Raw genomic sequence first — 16,041 nt, 5'->3', positions numbered from 1 at the left:
CTCGTTTACCGTGGCATTTCCGGTGAGCAGTTCCACGGCAGCAAGGCTTCGTAGTCTTCCACCGACGAGGCATGCGGCAAGCGCTCAAGTACGTGGCGCAGCCACGTATAGGGCTCTTGGCCGTTGACTTTGGCGGTCTCGACCAAGCTATAGATCTGCGCACTGGCGGTGGCGCCTTTGGGTGTATCGCTGAACAGCCAGGCCTTGCGCCCAATCACAAACGGCTTTATTGCACGCTCCGCCGCGTTGTTGTCGATAGGTAAAAAACCAGCTTCAACGTAACGCTCCAGCCGAAGCCAGTTGCTCGCCAGATAATTAACCGCTTTACCCAGCACGCTTTGCGGTGTCACTTGGGACTGCGTTTTATCCAGCCAGCTTTTCAACTGGGCGAGGATCGGCAAGCTCTTTTCCTGCCGACCGATAAATCGCTGCTCGTCGCTGACGTCTTTCAGCTCACGCTCGATGCCATACAGCTTGTTGATCATCGTCAGCCCGATATCGGCACGCCCGGTCTTGCCCTTGGGCTGCACTTTCTGTGCTTCCACGAACTTGCGACGTACATGAGCCATGCACGCCAGACGTTCCACGCCCGGTTGCAACGCCAGCGCGTTATAGCCTGCGTAATCGTCGGTCATGACATAGCCGCGATAACTTTCCAGCAGACGCAATGGTACGTCCTGCGCTCGGCTGGAGGTGTAGTCGAACAGCACGACTTTGCGATCCGGCGGGCCGCTTGCTTGCACCCACATCCAGGATTGGCTGGTCGGGTCTCGATCCGGCTCTTTGAGTACCTGGACGCGGGTTTCATCGCAGTGGATGACCGGACTTTCCAGCAACCGCTCGCGCATCAGATTCAATAACGGTTGCAGATGTTCGCCGCACTGGATAACCCAGCGGGCCAGAGTTTGGCGGGGGATTTCTATGCCATGTCGGCTTAGCACCGTTTCAAAACGATGCAGCGGCAAGCCATCGACATACTTGGTGGTCAGCAGCATCGCCAACACGCTTGGACTGGCCATGCTCTTTTCGATTAATTGAGCGGGCTTGTCGGCGGTGACCGGCGCTGTTTCACAGCCACGGCAGCCGTAAACCTTGCGGATATGTTTGATCACGCGGATCTGCATCGGCACGATGTCCAGCTGTTCGCTGGTTTCTTCACTGATCACATGCTTGTGGCAACCACAGGCACAGGTCAGTTCGTGTTCGGGCAGTTCGTGGATGACTTCGATACGCGGCAGATCAGCCGACAAGGGTTTGCGCTTACCACGGCGTAGAGTCGGAGCAACGACTTCTTCGTCAGCGTCGCCGACTGAAGGCATCGGCTCGCTTTCGGGCTCGTTGAACAGTGCCAGTTGCGGCGTGTTGGGCTCGACCGTCTGCTCGGATTTGCGCCCGAAGATACGGTCACGCAACAGCTTGATCTGTTCTTTCAGATCAACAATGTGGGTGGCGTAAGCGTCTTTGACTTCCTGCTCGCGCGAGCGTGCTTCGTAACTCTCAAGCAGCATCTGTTTGAGCAGTACGGGATCGTCAGGAAGGTTTTCGGGCAATGGTCGCATGCCCTGGATTATACCCGTCAGGCAACAAACCTTGGAGTCAAAACCTTGTGCGGGCGGTTGCGCCAGAGGTCAAACCCATCCAGTAACCAGTTCAGTTCTTGCACCGTCAGCACGATGGCCTCATCCAGTTCATCGGGTGAAGTTTTGAACCGCTCGGATTCCAGACGCTTGAGCCAAAGGCAGAAGCCGTTGCGCTCCCAATACAACACCTTGACGCGGTTGCGGTGGCGATTCAGAAAAACGAAAAGCACGGGGTCAAACACCGCGACTTTGATATCCAGTTCGACCAGCGCAGCCAGGCCGTCGATGGACTTTCGAAAGTCCACCGGTTTGGGGTAGAGGTACACTTTTTCAACACTGGCATTGGGACGCATCATGGTGATGGGCTCCTGATGGAAATCGGGAGCACAGCATCCGTTGTCAGCTATTCGCTTGGAATGTGGGGTTCGTGGAGCGGATACCCCAATACAACACCTTGACGCGGTTGCGGTGGCGATTCAGAAAAACGAAAAGCACGGGGTCAAACACCGCGACTTTGATATCCAGTTCGACCAGCGCAGCCAGGCCGTCGATGGACTTTCGAAAGTCCACCGGTTTGGGGTAGAGGTACACTTTTTCAACACTGGCATTGGGACGCATCATGGTGATGGGCTCCTGATGGAAATCGGGAGCACAGCATCCGTTGTCAGCTATTCGCTTGGAATGTGGGGTTCGTGGAGCGGATACAAAGCAGAACACCCCCTGGCCACTTCATTGGCGCCAGCCGGGGGGCGCTCATAAACTCTAATTATCGTCAGGGATGACTACCCCGAAGGATTTAAACTTCAGAAACTTAGACCCGAATTTATCCGAAGGTATTTTCAACTTCAGCAGCTCATAGAAGTTCTCATCGTGAGTAGACAATATAATCTGACGATCCAGATTTATAGATATATTTCGTAAAAGGTCTATGACCGAGAGAATATTTATTGAATCCATCGATTGGATCGGGTCGTCTATTAAAATCGCTCGAACAGGCTGACCATCATGCTCCACATGTAAAGCTCTCGCGAGAAAAATACTTAAGCTTAGAATATTAATTTGTGCTGAGCTGAAGTATAAGCTGGGTGAAATTGGCGTTACCGAACTTTCCTCGTATACATAGACCTCTAGGCGAGGTTTGTCTTCTGCTGGAAAAACTGGCTCAAACCTAACGGTTTTGAAAAAAGGATGGGGGTCAATTTTTCTATATATAGATGAGATTAGATCCGTGTAGAAAAATCCGTCAATTTTATTTTTTAGTTGACGCTCTATAACACGAAGATCCCGACTCACCGTCAGCTGTAATGCCTGAACCTGATCTAGAGAAATCTCTAACTCGCCAAACTTTTCACGAGCGAGCCAGTAACTAATAAATGGTAGCGCGTCGCTGATTTGCAGCAACAAATTATTTAACTTTAGCTCGACCATTTGGATGTCGGATATTTGGCACTCGACGGATTTAAATTCATCTTCCAGATATATCTTAAGTTCTGCACTACTGACACCTTCAGGAGTATAGATTCTAACCCGACCTTCTATTTGTAGAGCTAACTGTTCAGAGGCAGCAACGGCCAAAGTAAGAAATTGCCAACGTTCGGATACCATTTCAGTTGAAAAAAACCCGTTAATCTGGGCAATTTTCTCCCTTATTTTATGGATATCTTTAGACAAAGCATTGATCTGGTCATCCGCTTTTATTAGATCCTGCGATGCAGCATGAATAGCACTATCTAACCCCGAAATTATATCCTCGTCAGAAAGCTGGTGCCGATTCTTTATATCTCCAAACCGAAGATAAAGGTTCGAAGAGTTTAGGGTTGCCAGCTCCACCTCAAGCATTTCTTTTTCATGCAAAGCCGTAGTAAGTTTGAGCTTTTCTGATTCCAAAGCATTAGCGAAATCTGAAACCAGCGAAATACTGGAAGTGAGCTTATCGCTTAGAAGAAGACTGTCACTTTGTAATTTATGCAGGTACTGCTCTTTCGTAGAGTTCTGGATACCCGCTTTCAACTGGTCTAGTGAGTTGGCTTTTTGCTTTATTTCTTCGTTAAGCTGGCGCCAACTGTTTTCAAGCAGGGTTAGATCACGGTCTGTAGTGGCTAGTTTTTCGCTAGAACTGTCTAACAGGCGTGACTTTAAGGAGTCTAAATATTTAACACCCCGATCTAAATAGTCATGTACGCCTATTAACTCTTGAGCCGCATCATCACGACGCTTTATGTACAGATCACCAGTTGGTCCGGAACTCTGGGCACGTTGGATTCGAGAGAGTAGAAGGCCATATTGTTCGTAATCCGCATCACACACTGGACAGCAGCTGGATAACGTTCTGGAAAGAAGAGACTTGGCTAGGCCGATAAGCTCAGAATGGTCCTGACTGAGCGTGTCAAGCTCCTTTACCTTGTCATCCAAGTCCCGAATTTCTGTAGTTAGCTGTTTCTCTCGCTCTAGTGATTGATGAAAAACTGGTATGAATTCTTCATCGGGCTTGAATAGCGCGACGGCACCGTCATCAATAAAGGTCTTTAAAAACTGGAATTGTTCAATCTGGGCAACTTCCGACTGAAGATTGCGCTTGAGATTCGCTAGAGATTCTCCCCTGCGCACAATGTCACTGATATCGGTTTTGAGCTTGGAAAGCTGTGTCTCTGCATGCGAGACCTCAATAAACTTCGCTTCTACTTGCCCGATATCTCTTTGTAACGCGGCAAAACTAGCATCCAGCTCCAATCTAACGTTTTGTTCAATGGATAGTTTCTGCCCTTGAGATTCAACTACAAGTTTCTGGCTTCCGACCTGCCTTTCTGATTCTTCAATTAATCGCTTTAGCTCGCTAAGCCGAGTGACAATGAGTAGCAAGTTTCCTACTTCTGAACGAATAGCTCTTAATTCTTCAAGAACATTAGCGAAGGAGACGCGCTCTATCTCGGCCTCATTTTTGGTATATTCAACCCGACTCAAGTCGTCAAGCAACACCTTATTCTCGTTAATTTCCGAAAATTGGCCTTGTAACTCGGAGCCTCGAACTAGCTCTTCAGTTAGACTTGGTATGCTTTGCAGAGCTGATTTGATACTTATCAACCGTTCATGCAGGATGCTTCTCTGACTAGCAACGCCGCTAACACTTTCTAATATTTTTGACTGCATGGCGAGCTGCTCAAGCTCGGAGAACCCCATATCAATTTTTGGTAGAGTGACACCAATCGATAAAAGTTCCTCAATCAGTTCATTCACCTTATCGATGCTAAACTCCAATTGCGGTTCTTTTGCCCTCTCATCCAATGCCGACATTTCGGCTGAAAGCTTCTCAGATTCTTTCAAGCATAGCTTCTGGAGAGAAAATAACTGCAATCTATACTTTTCATCTTCCCCTCCGAAATCCTCCATAAATTTTTCATAGCGTCGTTCCGGTCTGTCCTCCTTTAGGAAGCTGTCAATTGCATCTTGAGAGAGGAAAATGTTAGCTAAATGCTTGGTTTCTTGGTCTGTGGATTTTGGTTCATACGTGTAGTCGCGGTGACCCGGCGCGGCCTTCCTTACCTTCTTCTGAAATTTTAACTGCCCATCTGTAACAACGCTCACATATGAAAGAGCATCTTCGCCTATATATCTGTTTTTTAGGATCCGTTGACCAGTCTCGGTCGATCGCATAGATAAGGAAGTACTCTGATTAAGAGTCCTTTGGCTATCTCTTATATATCTACCTATATTATTAGTTATTGCCCACTCCATCGCATCGTAGAAAGAACTTTTCCCAAACCCGTTCGGTGCATAAATCGAAACAAAATTCGAAACGTTCCCGTCGCCCTTTAAAAAACTAAATGTACCATCCCCTTTTTGGGCATAGGCTCTGAAACCAACAATGTCGACAAATTTAAATTTCATTGCTTGCCGCCCACTCTGCAAGGTCTAGAATGTCAATATCCGTAGGCATCACACCCTCACTATCAACAAGAGTTAGGATCTTACCCCGCAGGTGACTTTCAACAATATTGCTATCAGGGACAGATTCGGCACTAGCAAGTTTCGAAGTTAGGTCTGCACCAAGAATTTCGTCGTTCAAAAAAATCTCAACATCATCACCATCAGCAGACACTGAAACTATTTTGCGCATTGAGAACTTATCATTTTCAATTTCATATTCCAAATTTTTACAAATTGGAGCCGTAACGATAAAAGCCAGATAGATATTCCACATTTCAAATTTGCTTTTGAGTTTTGCTTGGTACTCTGCGGCAATGACACTTACCACTCCAGACCAAATCTTCAAAAGTGTCGCCTCATCTGCTACCGCGCAAGTGAAGCAGGATATATAACTATCAGGCGTAGACTTATAGAATCCAAATTTCGCTTCCGGAAACTCGCTTGAAATACCGCTCAGATCCAGATCATTTTTACATATACGCACAGTATTCGCCCCTTAATTTCTCGAATAGCTGCTGCTCTTCGAAATCCTGGTGGCCAGCCCAATAATTGCCGTAGTCAAACTCTTTATCGGTAACACATATCCTGTGCATTCCTGTTAGATGATACAACCTGAACTGTAGGGCGGGATTGTTTATTACAGAATCAACCATAAGCTGCGATGTTCCAACTCTTCCAATGTCTACTACAATTTTATTGGTTGACTGCTCTTTAGGTTGTAGCGCGGCTGATGTGTCTGCTGTGCTGACGACCACTACGCCACCAACTTCCAGACCTCTGAAGTCTGAATGGTAGATTTCACGTAATCGATGCACCCAATTTCCATCGTGGGCAGAGAATAAGAACCTTCTTTTCGCGAAGAGGCTATCAACATAAGAAAACTCTATATTTCCGTGCAAGTCGATTAGGCAACTAATAACCAAAAACTCCAAATATGCAATCCAGAGATGATCCTCATATAAATCTTGTAACGGGCTTCCCTTAATAAGAAGAGCTTCTTTTCTAGCCTTATAAATATCTATAGGACGAACTGCACCATTTTTACTTATTTGTTTTGCGCGCTCGTGAAGGGTAGCTTTAAGATAGCGTACGTTCTCAGGATCTTCAGCCTTGTCATAACTTTTGAATGTGTGTGATACCAAGCTACAAAAATCGTTCATGGAACTGGGGTAGATGGGTGGCAAATTTTCCTTCTCAAGCAACTCATTGATTAGGGAAAAATCATGACAGAGCACTCGTCCATGACGCTCGCTCGCAGTATCGCCCTCAATCCGATATTCTAAACCGCATAGGAACGCCTCCTCCCCGCTCCCCCTGTATACGCCTCCTCCTGAGGCACCTGCTATCTGGTCCCAATCTGGCTCACCAGTAAGTTGTAAAATGAACTGGCGGTCCCCGGCAGACTGGACCTCACCTGGAAATTCTCGAAGAATATCTTCGGGGTTGCCGCCACGCCTCGTTTTAGGGTATCCAAAAAAATATAATTTTTCATCTCGTACTGGTGGTGACAACGAGGCTCTCATCTGCGCATCCAGACGATTGCTCGTAACCAATATTGCTAGATCATCCGTCGGACTCACGTACCGTGCAGATATAGCAATTGGCTCACCACTCCAATTGAATACCCTTATGTCAGTAGCCTTCAAAAAGCCTTCAGACGTAGCTTTATGTTCAATAACATGCTTAGCCGTAAGTACATACGAAAAATCACCTTCATGGGGATTGATTAAAACGCCAGTTCCCGTACCTACGATAAAACTGTGATTTTTAATTTTTTCGGAAAAGTCACTCAAAACTCATGTCTCCCTGCAAAGCATTCACCTTTTCTCCCATGCTGTGCAATTCTGCTTCGCTGTAAATTTTCTTAGGAAGGTTCACGTAATTGAAGTGTATTGTGGCCGCCGGATGCACAGTGTGGATCCGAGCCAATGTGGCTTTATCTGGGAGACCATGACTTAATCCATTTGCGCTAATCACAAAATGATCACTCAGGACCGATTCTAGCAGTTCTGTACTAGTGTTGCCTTTGCTGCCATGGTGAGAAACTTTCACAAGCCTGGCTCTTAGTGGATTTGATTTGGTATAACCCAGAGACTCAAGGCCTTTAATTACGGAGCCTGGATGCGCGTCCCCTAAGAATAGGTATGCCGCCCCTTCAACATTAAGGATAAAGGACAGCGAACTTCCATTGGGAATAGATGAGTCAGATTTGAAAGCGTCACCCGCCCTTAGCTGTTCATATGTACAGTGCCAGTCGGTTGCGGCACCCGCAGTCTCCTGCTGGCCTGCTTCCTTGGTCCACTTCCCCAGTAGTTTTCTCAGTTCGCTTTCATCTGGTGTAAGGAATATTAGTGAGCAGTTGCTAAGCAAATGCTTAGAGGAACGCATTACTATTTCCTGCTGCCATATTTCCTTATCAACCAGAAAATCTTCTAATGTTTGCCCTTGTGTGACTGAAGTATTCTGGCATCGAGAAAAATTTCCAGTTAGGTCTTTTGCTGGATCAACTGGTGCGTGGAAGTATTTATGGATAGACCTTCCGGAGTTGAAAATAACCCGTTTTGCCATCGTCTGGAGCAAATCTGGCGCTTCAAATGCAGTGATCAATCCTCCGATATGGTCGTCGTCAATGTGTGTAAGGATCACCAGGTCAATGCCATGCCCCTCACCGCGGAGACTGGTCAAGACTTTCTTAAGGTCACCGTCCCGCGTTTCAGTGTTCGACCTAGGCTTGAAGGTTCGCGCAGGGCCGCCATCGACGAGGATACGTTGGGTCACGTCGCCGAGCTGCACAGTGATCAAAATGCAGTCACCATGGTGCGCTTGTAGGAATCTGATACTGACGGCCATGTGCCCCTCGTCCCTGTTGAACATTCATCGATTGAAGTAAGAGTTGCCACACGCTCCACAGAGCGAATACCACATGCTTGGTAGCACATTGCCTTCGCAAAATCCATTAGGCACGACATTGACCGTGCGATCGGTCAGCCAACGACAGTCGATGCTCCAAGACGATGAGATCCATCAGCGTTTTCACGCACACTATGGGCCAAAGCGGTTTCAAGACTATTTAACCGGGACGAACAGCCCCCTCCCACGGAGTGACAAGTGGTTGCTTCCGGTTGTGGGTATCATATTGTCCGATGATTTAGTGCCCGTCAGTAAGCTAGCCCAATTAGTACCTCCACAAGCGCGAGACTCAAAAATGCCCCCTACCCCGCCAAGCAATAAACTTTTGCTTCCCTCACGAGATGAATGGAGCAAGGCCGATAATGAAACTAAGCGCGCGTACGTCAGCTACATGCTGACGGTCATAGGCACCATTATTACGGTAGTTGGGCTTTACTTTGGGCTATATCCTTTTTTCACCTCGCACCAACCGGCGCCGCAATCCTATGACCTATCCCAACATCGACGCGGTGAATTTCTTGATCTTCTTAGTGTGCCGCAAGGAGCGCATCTCGACACACTGCGGATAGGTTGTGTTAACTGGAGCGAGGTGTCCTGCGTTGCAGCAGGGAGGTTTATGATCTTGCTCAGTGAAGCTGGCTGGAAATTCGATGGTGCACAAGTCCACAGAATGGAGCCGACGATACCAGTGGAAGGAGTGAGCATTGTGTCCCGGAGCCGCGAACTTGCCAATCTTCCGGATCTACCTCCTCACATGGGACGCTGGGCAGCCATTGGGAAGAGCGCTGCGATCATAGACATGGCATTTCGATTCATGGACAACGGCGTGCACTACTCAAGGGATCCAAGTCTACCGGACAACATGCTTGGTATTTATTTCGGCCCCGATATCGTAACAACTCCGCTGTTCTCCACCGAGCAAAAGAGTACTCGTCGCCCACTCATAACACTTCTAAAGTCGGGATTATTGGTTGAAAGTTACTGTAGCCGCTGGAACATCTGGTTTTGTGCGTCCTTCCAGTACTTCTGGGAGTCGTCTGCCTCTGGTTACTTGCTATCAACCTTTTCGGGCGCAGCGCGTGATGAGTGGCTGACGGCGTCAAACTTCGGCGCGGGCTACACCTCTACAAAAATGGAGAAGCAACAAAACTTTCTGATTACTACCTCCCTCGGAGTCGCAGGCTTTCAGCAATCACGCGCAAATCCCTGAGAAGAGGCAATGCGGATGTAGGGAGATCTGGCAAGCCAAAACGGAGATTAAGGCGGGTTTGAAAATCCGCTTGATGGTTGAATGCCGCGAAGCGAAGACGACAGCATGATGGCAATCATGCTGTCGTCACATTGTCGTAGGAGCTTGACCTAGTCAGCGCGCAACTTGAAATACTTTACGAGCCTTGAAGTGATCCTTCATTACTAGATAAGCAATGCTCATTCCCGCCCCTATTAATATTATCAAGGAAAACAGGATCGAATTTGTCGCCCGGAGAATGCCGATAAACACGGGACTAAGTAGTAGCGAGAACGCTAGACCTACCATCATAACCATCACGATCGGAAGGCCTTTGTCCTTGTTTACGACTTCACCGTCCTCAAGCTGTGCAGAGTATAGGATGTGCGGACCTAGGAATCGCCGGACTAGTGCTAACTTTACTTTTTTGCCTACAACCAAGAAAGATCGCATGTAATCATCACAAACGATATCCCTTATACGTACACCGTTTATCTTAACGAATGATATGACCCGTTGCCCGTCGACATATGAACCAAAACCAATTTCCTGAATGACACCATCTAAAATTACGAGAGCCATATCTTTACCGCCTTCAAAGAAGACATTAATTAATCGAAATTAAATATTTTTGGTATAAATTACTTTTCCGGTTACTCCATCTTTGAGATCAATGCGTTGGGGAGCTATCAGGACAAACCGCTGAGGGCCAAACTCGCCAGCAAAACGTTCACGCGCCACTGATTTGACATAGCCATAGATATCAATCTTGATCGTCTCGCGTTGTGCTTCAATGACACGAGCCAATGATTCATCAGAGACATCTAATAGCAACCCAGAACCGCCTTGAAAGCCAATAAAGTAATTGGTAGGGCCTGGATTCAAATAACAGCGAATCTTGGGAGCACGAGCCAGAGTCGTCGAACTGCGCCTCTCTTCGTCGTTGTATTCTAGCTTGTCCGAAAATAGACAATTGTCTATTCGGAAACCCTTTGCGCTTTGATCGAATGTACTGAGAGCGATTGGAGTCCAATCATCTGAACTCAATTTCACCAAATTGCTTTGCCCTATGCTCTCGGCTTCCTTGCTCACCAACATATTAAGTTCGGTGGCCAGATCCTTTTTCTTAAATGAATCCTTTGCAGATTGCCGTTCGGTCGCAATTCGATACAAATCTGGATTTGCGCCACGAATTGCAAAAGGGTCGCCCATGGAGTCTGCAATGTCTTCAGGTGTCTCAGGCCAATCACGTTTAGCGTTGTACATGTTGAACACTATCATCGGCTGCTTGGCATCAAGATAAGACGCAAGATCGCCGACTCCAGGGTTCGTAAACGTAACCATGCGCGGTGTATTTTCTTGTGCCAATTGGCTCAGCACTGCTTCGTCAGTCGCTTTCTTATCAGTAGGATCAGATCTCTCCGAACTCTGTTTTGCCGATGCATCCTTACTGTTGGATTGCTCATTCCCTCCACCGCAACCAGCCAGTGAAAAGCTACTGACTGAGACCACCAGCGCTAGCGCCGTACGCCCCAACACGTTCTTGTGCCCCAAAACCATGAAAATTATCCCTATGAGATTTTTAGTGGAGGCAACTCAAGCGCTACCCTGCCGCTCATTCGCCTTTCCTGATCAAAACTACCAAATCGGTAGTATTTAGAAAAGCGCCAGATTGCACGATGACGTCCTTGGTTCATTAGAAGACGTCATGACGACTAGCACTTTGTGTTTCCGCCTCAAGCACGCGCGTTTGAGAGCTGGGCTTTCCCAAGAAGAACTGGGCATACGGATTGGCTTAGAGCCAGCCTCTGCTAGCACTCGGATGAATAGGTATGAGTTAGGAAAGAGAACTCCGGATCTCGAATTGATAGCGCGCGTTGCCACCGAGCTGAATTTGCCTGCGGCCTACTTTTACGCCACTGAGAACGATGAGGCAGAACTGCTGGAGCGCTATTACAGGATGAGCAATGCAGGTAAAGCTCAATTAATGGAGTGCCTCAACGACCTGAAGTAGAAAGTCGTTATTTCACCTCAATCTTTTTTCGCCTCAATCCAAAAATCTGTTCAGAGCTTCCGTTCTGAAGCAATTCCTTCGCCGCGCGCTCCCTCCACCTAAATCATTGCGTACACTCCAAAGAGCCCCCATATCTCCGCTGCGGCCTGTCGGCGAGCGTTGACCTTTGATCCAAGAACGTATCGCCGAGATAAGCCTGTGTTTCCTTGAGGCCTCGTAAGGTGTTGTCGAACAACCTTGGCGACGAGACGCAGCTTCGTATGCGTCCGGCCAAGTCAGCTACCCAGTCCTGCAAAGCCAAGACATGGTGTGCACTTAATTTAAGTGGACACCAGTTCTAGCCTTTTAAGCGGGTATTTCATGCAGCCAACACGCCGTTCCTATTCCAAGTTCTTCAAAGCCCAAGTCATTCAAGAGTGTGCCCAGCCCGGCGCTTCGATTGCCAGCATCGCCCTCAGCCATAACCTCAACGCAAACCTCGTCCACAAATGGATTCGGCTGCAATCGCAGAAACGCACAGCGCTGCAACCTGCGTTTATTCCGTTACCCGTGCCGCTGACCGGGGCAAGCTTGCACCCAGCCTCCTCGAATATCTTCGTTGAGATCCAGCACCCGCGCGGCACAGTAAAAGTGAACTGGCCCACTGAAAACGCTGCTGCCTGCGCGACCTTTCTTCGAGACCTTCTGCGATGATTCGCATCGACTCCATCTGGCTCGCCACCGAACCGATGGACATGCGCGCCGGTACCGAAACGGCGTTAGCCAAGGTGATTGCAGTGTTCGGTGCGGCGCAACCGCACTGTGCTTATCTGTTCGCCAACCGCCGCGCCAATCGCATGAAAGTGCTGGTGCATGACGGCTTCGGAATATGGCTAGCGGCGCGCCGATTGAACCAAGGCAAGTTCCACTGGCCTGGCATTCGCTACGGTTTTGAGATGGAACTGGAGGTCGAGCAACTTCAGGCATTGGTGCTGGGTCTGCCATGGCAACGCGCAGGTTCTGGAGGCTCGATCACACTGCTTTAATGGCTGCCATTAGCCTATCGGTCTATCGCCGCGAAGCGCCTGCTCTGGCAAAATCCGGCGCATGACTTCTTTGCCCAATCTCGACCAAATGTCCCCCGACCTGCTGCGTACTTTGGCAGCGCAGTTGCTGTCGCAAGTAGACACGATGGGCAAGAAAATCAACCGTGATCAAACAGTCATCGAGAAACTGACCTTCGAGATCGCCCAGCTCAAGCGTTTGAAGTTTGCCAAGCGCAGCGAGCAGATGAATCCCGAGCAAGCCAGTTTGCTCGATGACCTGATCGATACCGATATCGCAGCGATTGAAGCAGAGCTTCAAGCCTTGCAAACAGTGCCAGCGGCGACCGAGAAAAAGCAGAAACCCAAACGCACTGCATTACCGGCTGAGTTTCCACGCACACTGATCCATCACGAACCGGACAACACTCACTGCCCTTGCGGCTGTGCCCTCAAGCGCATCAGCGAGGACGTCAGCGAGAAGCTGGACTACACGCCCGGCGTATTTACCGTTGAACGCCATGTACGTGGCAAATGGGTCTGCGATGACTGCGAAACGCTGATTCAGGCACCGGTTCCGGCACAGATTATTGATAAGGGCATCCCAACCGCCGGCCTGCTGGCCCACGTCATGATTGCCAAGTTTGCCGACCACCTGCCGCTTTACCGTCAGGAATCGATCTTCGGTCGAGCGGGCCTGGCGATTCCACGCTCAACCTTGGCTCAATGGGTTGGCGTGACCGGGGTTCAGTTGCAGCCGCTGGTTGATGCGCTGCGCGACGTGGTACTCGGGCAGCAGGTTATTCATGTCGATGAAACACCGGTGCAGATGCTCATGCCGGGAGCAAAGAAAACCCACCGCTCCTATGTTTGGGCCTACGCCACCAGCCAGTTCTCGGACGTGGCAGCGGTAGTTTATGACTTCAGCCCCAGCCGCGCCGGAGAGCATGCTCGCAACTTCCTGCAAGACTGGAGGGGCAAGCTGGTGTGCGACGATTTTGGCGGTTATAAGGCCAGCTTTGAACTCGGCGTGACCGAGATCGGCTGCATGGCTCATGCGCGGCGCAAGTTCTTCGAATTGCACGCTACGAATAAAAGCACGCTCGCCGAGCAAGCCCTGCGCTATATCCAGTTGCTGTACGAAATCGAAAGTGAAGTCCGCGACCTGGAGCCGGATTTAAGGCGCCGAATACGGCAAGAAAAAGCTGTACCGGTGATGAACATGCTGCACGCCTGGATGATCGCCCAGCGTGACCTCGTGCCCGAAGGCGCGGCTATCAGCAAAGCACTCGATTACAGCCTGAAACGCTGGGTAGCGCTGTCGCGCTACCTCGATGACGGGGCTGTACCCATTGATAATAATTGGGCAGAGAACCAGATCCGACCATGGGCTCTTGGGCGCAAGAACTGGCTCTTTGCAGGGTCGCTCCGTAGCGGCAAACGAGCGGCGGCGATCATGAGTCTGATCCAGTCGGCGCGGCTGAATGGTCATGACCCGTACGCCTATTTGAAGGATGTTCTCACGCGCCTGCCGACGCAGCGGGCCAGTGAAATAGGACAGCTACTGCCGCATCAATGGGTGCAGGCCTGACTTGCACAGGGTAAATACGGCAGTCACTTACCCCCTACCATCAGTCTCGACGATTGACTCTTTTAAAGCACCCTACAGCCATGAAGACACAGCCTGGTATCCAAAAGCCAGGATTTCCTGTGCCCAAGCCTACTGCGACTAGCGCCACTCCTACTGCGAGCATGATGCGTTCTCCATAACCGAAATATCCATTAACGACTGAGCTGAATTTAACATAGCCCCTTCGCATTAGCGGCAAAGCGTCGTGATTTTTAGATGAGTCAAATGGCTCTATCGTAAGGTGGGATGCCCGGACGGTTACGCAGCTTCGGACATCAGCTAGGCCAATCAACGAATCGCCGCATTTAAGCTGCTCATGCATGTTTACAATCCAATTCTCACGATGGGTCATGCCGTACTTCACCGGTTATTTCCCATAGTGGTCTTCGCATCGCGGATGGTGGTAATGCATACGTCGATTGGGGGCACGGTTACCGCAGATGGCACAGATGTGAACGGACGCTGACTCTGCAAGATTGAAAACACCTTCAACAAAATCGTCGCCTCCACGGTAATAAATCTTCAATCCACCAAACTTTTCCTTCACCTCCTCGACCGTCACCTCCCCGCACTCAGGGCTAATATCTGTTCTTGCCGAAACGAGGGCGAATGCGTGGTTGAGTATGTCGAACCAACCATCACCGCACTCGAATCCCCAACAGAAGTGATCGTCGACAATCGTGGCATTTGGGAACAGCGACAAATTTGGCTTACAAAGCAAATGTTCAAGATGTGGACTCACTGGACCCCTCCCCTGTAGATATTGGCCAAATGCCCTTTCCCACGCTCTGCGCAGTATCCGCGAGCTGAGGTGGATAAATTCCGCCCCCCGCAACCTTGTAGGCAAACCTGCTGCTTTCTTCATCGGGCAAAGCGATCAACCTTATGAGTGGCTCCATGCGCCATTCCTCCGAGCCATTCAACCAGCCTGGGGATACGAGCTGCACCGCGCTGACAAATGCGACATCCGTGTTGGATTTCACGAGGCTCATCAGACCAATCACATCGGGGATCATGAACTGCTGACTGCACACATATTCGGGGTCACCGTCTTGAAAATACTGGTGCGTCACATAGAACCATTCACGGTTGGCGGACTGAGCGATGAAAGCCCAGCGAGTCGTGTCTCGCTCAAAAGACGGAAGCGCCGGCAGCCTCGCCGCCTCATACGTTTCAAACATATAATTTCTCCAAAAGCACGAATCAGCACTATAGTACGTGGCATTATAGTGCTGATTTCATGCTTCATCATCTCTTTTAAGAGATGACACAATGGAACTCAATACCGCCTTCGCCCGGGCACTGAAAAATTTACGAACACGACGAGCGCTAACCCAGGAAGATTTTGCGCTAGTGACGAGTCTCAGCTACATGAGTCAGCTTGAGCGGGGATTGAAAAACCCTACGCTCGAGAAGGTCGAGCACCTCGCTGCAGTCATGGACATCCACCCAGCAAGCCTCCTTATTAAGTGCTACCTGGAGAGATCTTCCTGCGAGGACATTGAATTACTGTTCGAGAAAATCCGCTTCGACCTTGCCATTTGAATAGGCGGGCGCTTCCGCTTTGTCCGATAATTTCGCCAGACGTTTCGCAGAAACGTTTGCCTTCCGACAAGCACTGAAAGCAGCGTCAGAGTAATCGGCTCCTGGTTCACTATTAGACAGCGCCTGTAAGGAAGATGGTGCCGTCGAGGCGTCGAAAGCTACCGCGAGATTACGGACGCAAATATTTC

The 16,041-nt window shown here is 49.4% G+C and carries 17 protein-coding genes; 6 read left to right on the top strand and 11 right to left on the bottom strand.

Annotated features, from left to right (window positions below; translation table 11 throughout):
* Window positions 1-5 precede the first annotated feature (5 nt).
* From tnpC (ACMXYJ_RS16370) to ACMXYJ_RS16340, 7 genes are all read right to left on the bottom strand, one after another.
* Window positions 6-1,559: an IS66 family transposase gene (gene tnpC / locus ACMXYJ_RS16370; RefSeq protein ID WP_415755988.1), complete on the bottom strand. Its 1,554-nt coding sequence runs from the start codon at window positions 1,557-1,559 to the stop codon at window positions 6-8.
* Window positions 1,560-1,576: 17 nt separating this feature from the next.
* Window positions 1,577-1,936 carry an IS66 family insertion sequence element accessory protein TnpB gene (gene tnpB, locus ACMXYJ_RS16365; protein WP_412041168.1) on the bottom strand — a complete coding sequence of 120 codons (360 nt, stop codon included), beginning with the start codon at window positions 1,934-1,936 and terminating at the stop codon, window positions 1,577-1,579.
* A 43-nt stretch (window positions 1,937-1,979) separates the two neighbouring features.
* Complete coding sequence (gene tnpB, locus ACMXYJ_RS16360) at window positions 1,980-2,201, bottom strand: IS66 family insertion sequence element accessory protein TnpB (protein ID WP_415755987.1); 222 nt, start codon at window positions 2,199-2,201, stop codon at window positions 1,980-1,982.
* A gap of 141 nt (window positions 2,202-2,342) precedes the next feature.
* Window positions 2,343-5,465, bottom strand: coding sequence for an AAA family ATPase (locus ACMXYJ_RS16355; RefSeq protein ID WP_415755986.1), 3,123 nt, complete (start codon window positions 5,463-5,465; stop codon window positions 2,343-2,345).
* Complete coding sequence (locus ACMXYJ_RS16350) at window positions 5,455-5,988, bottom strand: ABC-three component system middle component 1 (protein ID WP_415755985.1); 534 nt, start codon at window positions 5,986-5,988, stop codon at window positions 5,455-5,457. The genes ACMXYJ_RS16355 and ACMXYJ_RS16350 overlap by 11 nt, the downstream gene beginning before the upstream one ends.
* Entirely contained in the window at window positions 5,975-7,297 is a 1,323-nt protein-coding gene (locus tag ACMXYJ_RS16345) for an ABC-three component system protein (RefSeq protein ID WP_415755984.1), read from the bottom strand. Before ACMXYJ_RS16345 ends, ACMXYJ_RS16350 begins: the two co-directional genes overlap by 14 nt.
* Window positions 7,290-8,354: a ComEC/Rec2 family competence protein gene (locus tag ACMXYJ_RS16340; protein WP_415755983.1), complete on the bottom strand. Its 1,065-nt coding sequence runs from the start codon at window positions 8,352-8,354 to the stop codon at window positions 7,290-7,292. The genes ACMXYJ_RS16345 and ACMXYJ_RS16340 overlap by 8 nt, the downstream gene beginning before the upstream one ends.
* Before the next feature lie 355 nt (window positions 8,355-8,709).
* Here ACMXYJ_RS16340 and ACMXYJ_RS16335 point away from each other — a divergent pair, with 355 nt between their 5' ends.
* Complete coding sequence (locus tag ACMXYJ_RS16335) at window positions 8,710-9,624, top strand: hypothetical protein (protein ID WP_415755982.1); 915 nt, start codon at window positions 8,710-8,712, stop codon at window positions 9,622-9,624.
* Window positions 9,625-9,777: 153 nt separating this feature from the next.
* On the opposite strand, the gene ACMXYJ_RS16330 is transcribed toward ACMXYJ_RS16335, so the two are convergent.
* Both ACMXYJ_RS16330 and ACMXYJ_RS16325 read right to left on the bottom strand, forming a co-directional pair.
* Window positions 9,778-10,224, bottom strand: coding sequence for a hypothetical protein (locus tag ACMXYJ_RS16330; RefSeq protein ID WP_415755981.1), 447 nt, complete (start codon window positions 10,222-10,224; stop codon window positions 9,778-9,780).
* Window positions 10,225-10,263: 39 nt separating this feature from the next.
* Complete coding sequence (locus ACMXYJ_RS16325; RefSeq protein WP_415760660.1) at window positions 10,264-11,202, bottom strand: hypothetical protein; 939 nt, start codon at window positions 11,200-11,202, stop codon at window positions 10,264-10,266.
* A gap of 148 nt (window positions 11,203-11,350) precedes the next feature.
* Here ACMXYJ_RS16325 and ACMXYJ_RS16320 point away from each other — a divergent pair, with 148 nt between their 5' ends.
* From ACMXYJ_RS16320 to tnpC (ACMXYJ_RS16305), 4 genes are all read left to right on the top strand, one after another.
* Entirely contained in the window at window positions 11,351-11,656 is a 306-nt protein-coding gene (locus tag ACMXYJ_RS16320) for a helix-turn-helix domain-containing protein (RefSeq protein WP_415760659.1), read from the top strand.
* Between the two features lie 360 nt (window positions 11,657-12,016).
* Window positions 12,017-12,349 (top strand): IS66-like element accessory protein TnpA, encoded by a 333-nt coding sequence (tnpA, locus tag ACMXYJ_RS16315; protein ID WP_415760658.1) that lies wholly within the window; start codon window positions 12,017-12,019, stop codon window positions 12,347-12,349.
* Window positions 12,346-12,681, top strand: a complete 336-nt coding sequence (gene tnpB / locus ACMXYJ_RS16310) for an IS66 family insertion sequence element accessory protein TnpB (protein ID WP_415760657.1) — start codon at window positions 12,346-12,348, stop codon at window positions 12,679-12,681. The genes tnpA and tnpB (ACMXYJ_RS16310) overlap by 4 nt, the downstream gene beginning before the upstream one ends.
* Before the next feature lie 61 nt (window positions 12,682-12,742).
* Complete coding sequence (tnpC, locus tag ACMXYJ_RS16305; RefSeq protein ID WP_415760656.1) at window positions 12,743-14,269, top strand: IS66 family transposase; 1,527 nt, start codon at window positions 12,743-12,745, stop codon at window positions 14,267-14,269.
* A 406-nt stretch (window positions 14,270-14,675) separates the two neighbouring features.
* On the opposite strand, the gene ACMXYJ_RS16300 is transcribed toward tnpC (ACMXYJ_RS16305), so the two are convergent.
* Complete coding sequence (locus ACMXYJ_RS16300) at window positions 14,676-15,050, bottom strand: hypothetical protein (RefSeq protein WP_415760655.1); 375 nt, start codon at window positions 15,048-15,050, stop codon at window positions 14,676-14,678.
* Complete coding sequence (locus tag ACMXYJ_RS16295) at window positions 15,034-15,489, bottom strand: hypothetical protein (protein WP_415760654.1); 456 nt, start codon at window positions 15,487-15,489, stop codon at window positions 15,034-15,036. Before ACMXYJ_RS16295 ends, ACMXYJ_RS16300 begins: the two co-directional genes overlap by 17 nt.
* 91 nt (window positions 15,490-15,580) lie before the next feature.
* Here ACMXYJ_RS16295 and ACMXYJ_RS16290 point away from each other — a divergent pair, with 91 nt between their 5' ends.
* Entirely contained in the window at window positions 15,581-15,853 is a 273-nt protein-coding gene (locus tag ACMXYJ_RS16290) for a helix-turn-helix domain-containing protein (protein WP_415760653.1), read from the top strand.
* Window positions 15,854-16,041: the final 188 nt, after the last annotated feature.

It is taken from the genome of Pseudomonas arabinosi (assembly GCF_047758675.1).
Lineage (GTDB): Bacteria > Pseudomonadota > Gammaproteobacteria > Pseudomonadales > Pseudomonadaceae > Aquipseudomonas > Aquipseudomonas arabinosi.
The sequence above is the reverse complement of the archived record's forward strand: the minus strand, read 5'-3'. Positions and strand labels throughout refer to the sequence as shown.

What these genes read in the sequence shown, in the direction of transcription:
- tnpC (WP_415755988.1), bottom strand. Translation starts at nt 1,559, where the DNA reads ATGCGACCATTGCCCGAAAACCTTCCTGACGATCCCGTACTGCTCAAA.
- tnpB (WP_412041168.1), bottom strand. Translation starts at nt 1,936, where the DNA reads ATGATGCGTCCCAATGCCAGTGTTGAAAAAGTGTACCTCTACCCCAAA.
- tnpB (WP_415755987.1), bottom strand. Translation starts at nt 2,201, where the DNA reads ATGATGCGTCCCAATGCCAGTGTTGAAAAAGTGTACCTCTACCCCAAA.
- ACMXYJ_RS16355 (WP_415755986.1), bottom strand. Translation starts at nt 5,465, where the DNA reads ATGAAATTTAAATTTGTCGACATTGTTGGTTTCAGAGCCTATGCCCAA.
- ACMXYJ_RS16340 (WP_415755983.1), bottom strand. Translation starts at nt 8,354, where the DNA reads ATGGCCGTCAGTATCAGATTCCTACAAGCGCACCATGGTGACTGCATT.
- ACMXYJ_RS16335 (WP_415755982.1), top strand. Translation starts at nt 8,710, where the DNA reads ATGCCCCCTACCCCGCCAAGCAATAAACTTTTGCTTCCCTCACGAGAT.
- ACMXYJ_RS16330 (WP_415755981.1), bottom strand. Translation starts at nt 10,224, where the DNA reads ATGGCTCTCGTAATTTTAGATGGTGTCATTCAGGAAATTGGTTTTGGT.
- ACMXYJ_RS16325 (WP_415760660.1), bottom strand. Translation starts at nt 11,202, where the DNA reads ATGGTTTTGGGGCACAAGAACGTGTTGGGGCGTACGGCGCTAGCGCTG.
- ACMXYJ_RS16320 (WP_415760659.1), top strand. Translation starts at nt 11,351, where the DNA reads ATGACGACTAGCACTTTGTGTTTCCGCCTCAAGCACGCGCGTTTGAGA.
- tnpA (WP_415760658.1), top strand. Translation starts at nt 12,017, where the DNA reads ATGCAGCCAACACGCCGTTCCTATTCCAAGTTCTTCAAAGCCCAAGTC.
- tnpB (WP_415760657.1), top strand. Translation starts at nt 12,346, where the DNA reads ATGATTCGCATCGACTCCATCTGGCTCGCCACCGAACCGATGGACATG.
- tnpC (WP_415760656.1), top strand. Translation starts at nt 12,743, where the DNA reads ATGACTTCTTTGCCCAATCTCGACCAAATGTCCCCCGACCTGCTGCGT.
- ACMXYJ_RS16295 (WP_415760654.1), bottom strand. Translation starts at nt 15,489, where the DNA reads ATGTTTGAAACGTATGAGGCGGCGAGGCTGCCGGCGCTTCCGTCTTTT.
- ACMXYJ_RS16290 (WP_415760653.1), top strand. Translation starts at nt 15,581, where the DNA reads ATGGAACTCAATACCGCCTTCGCCCGGGCACTGAAAAATTTACGAACA.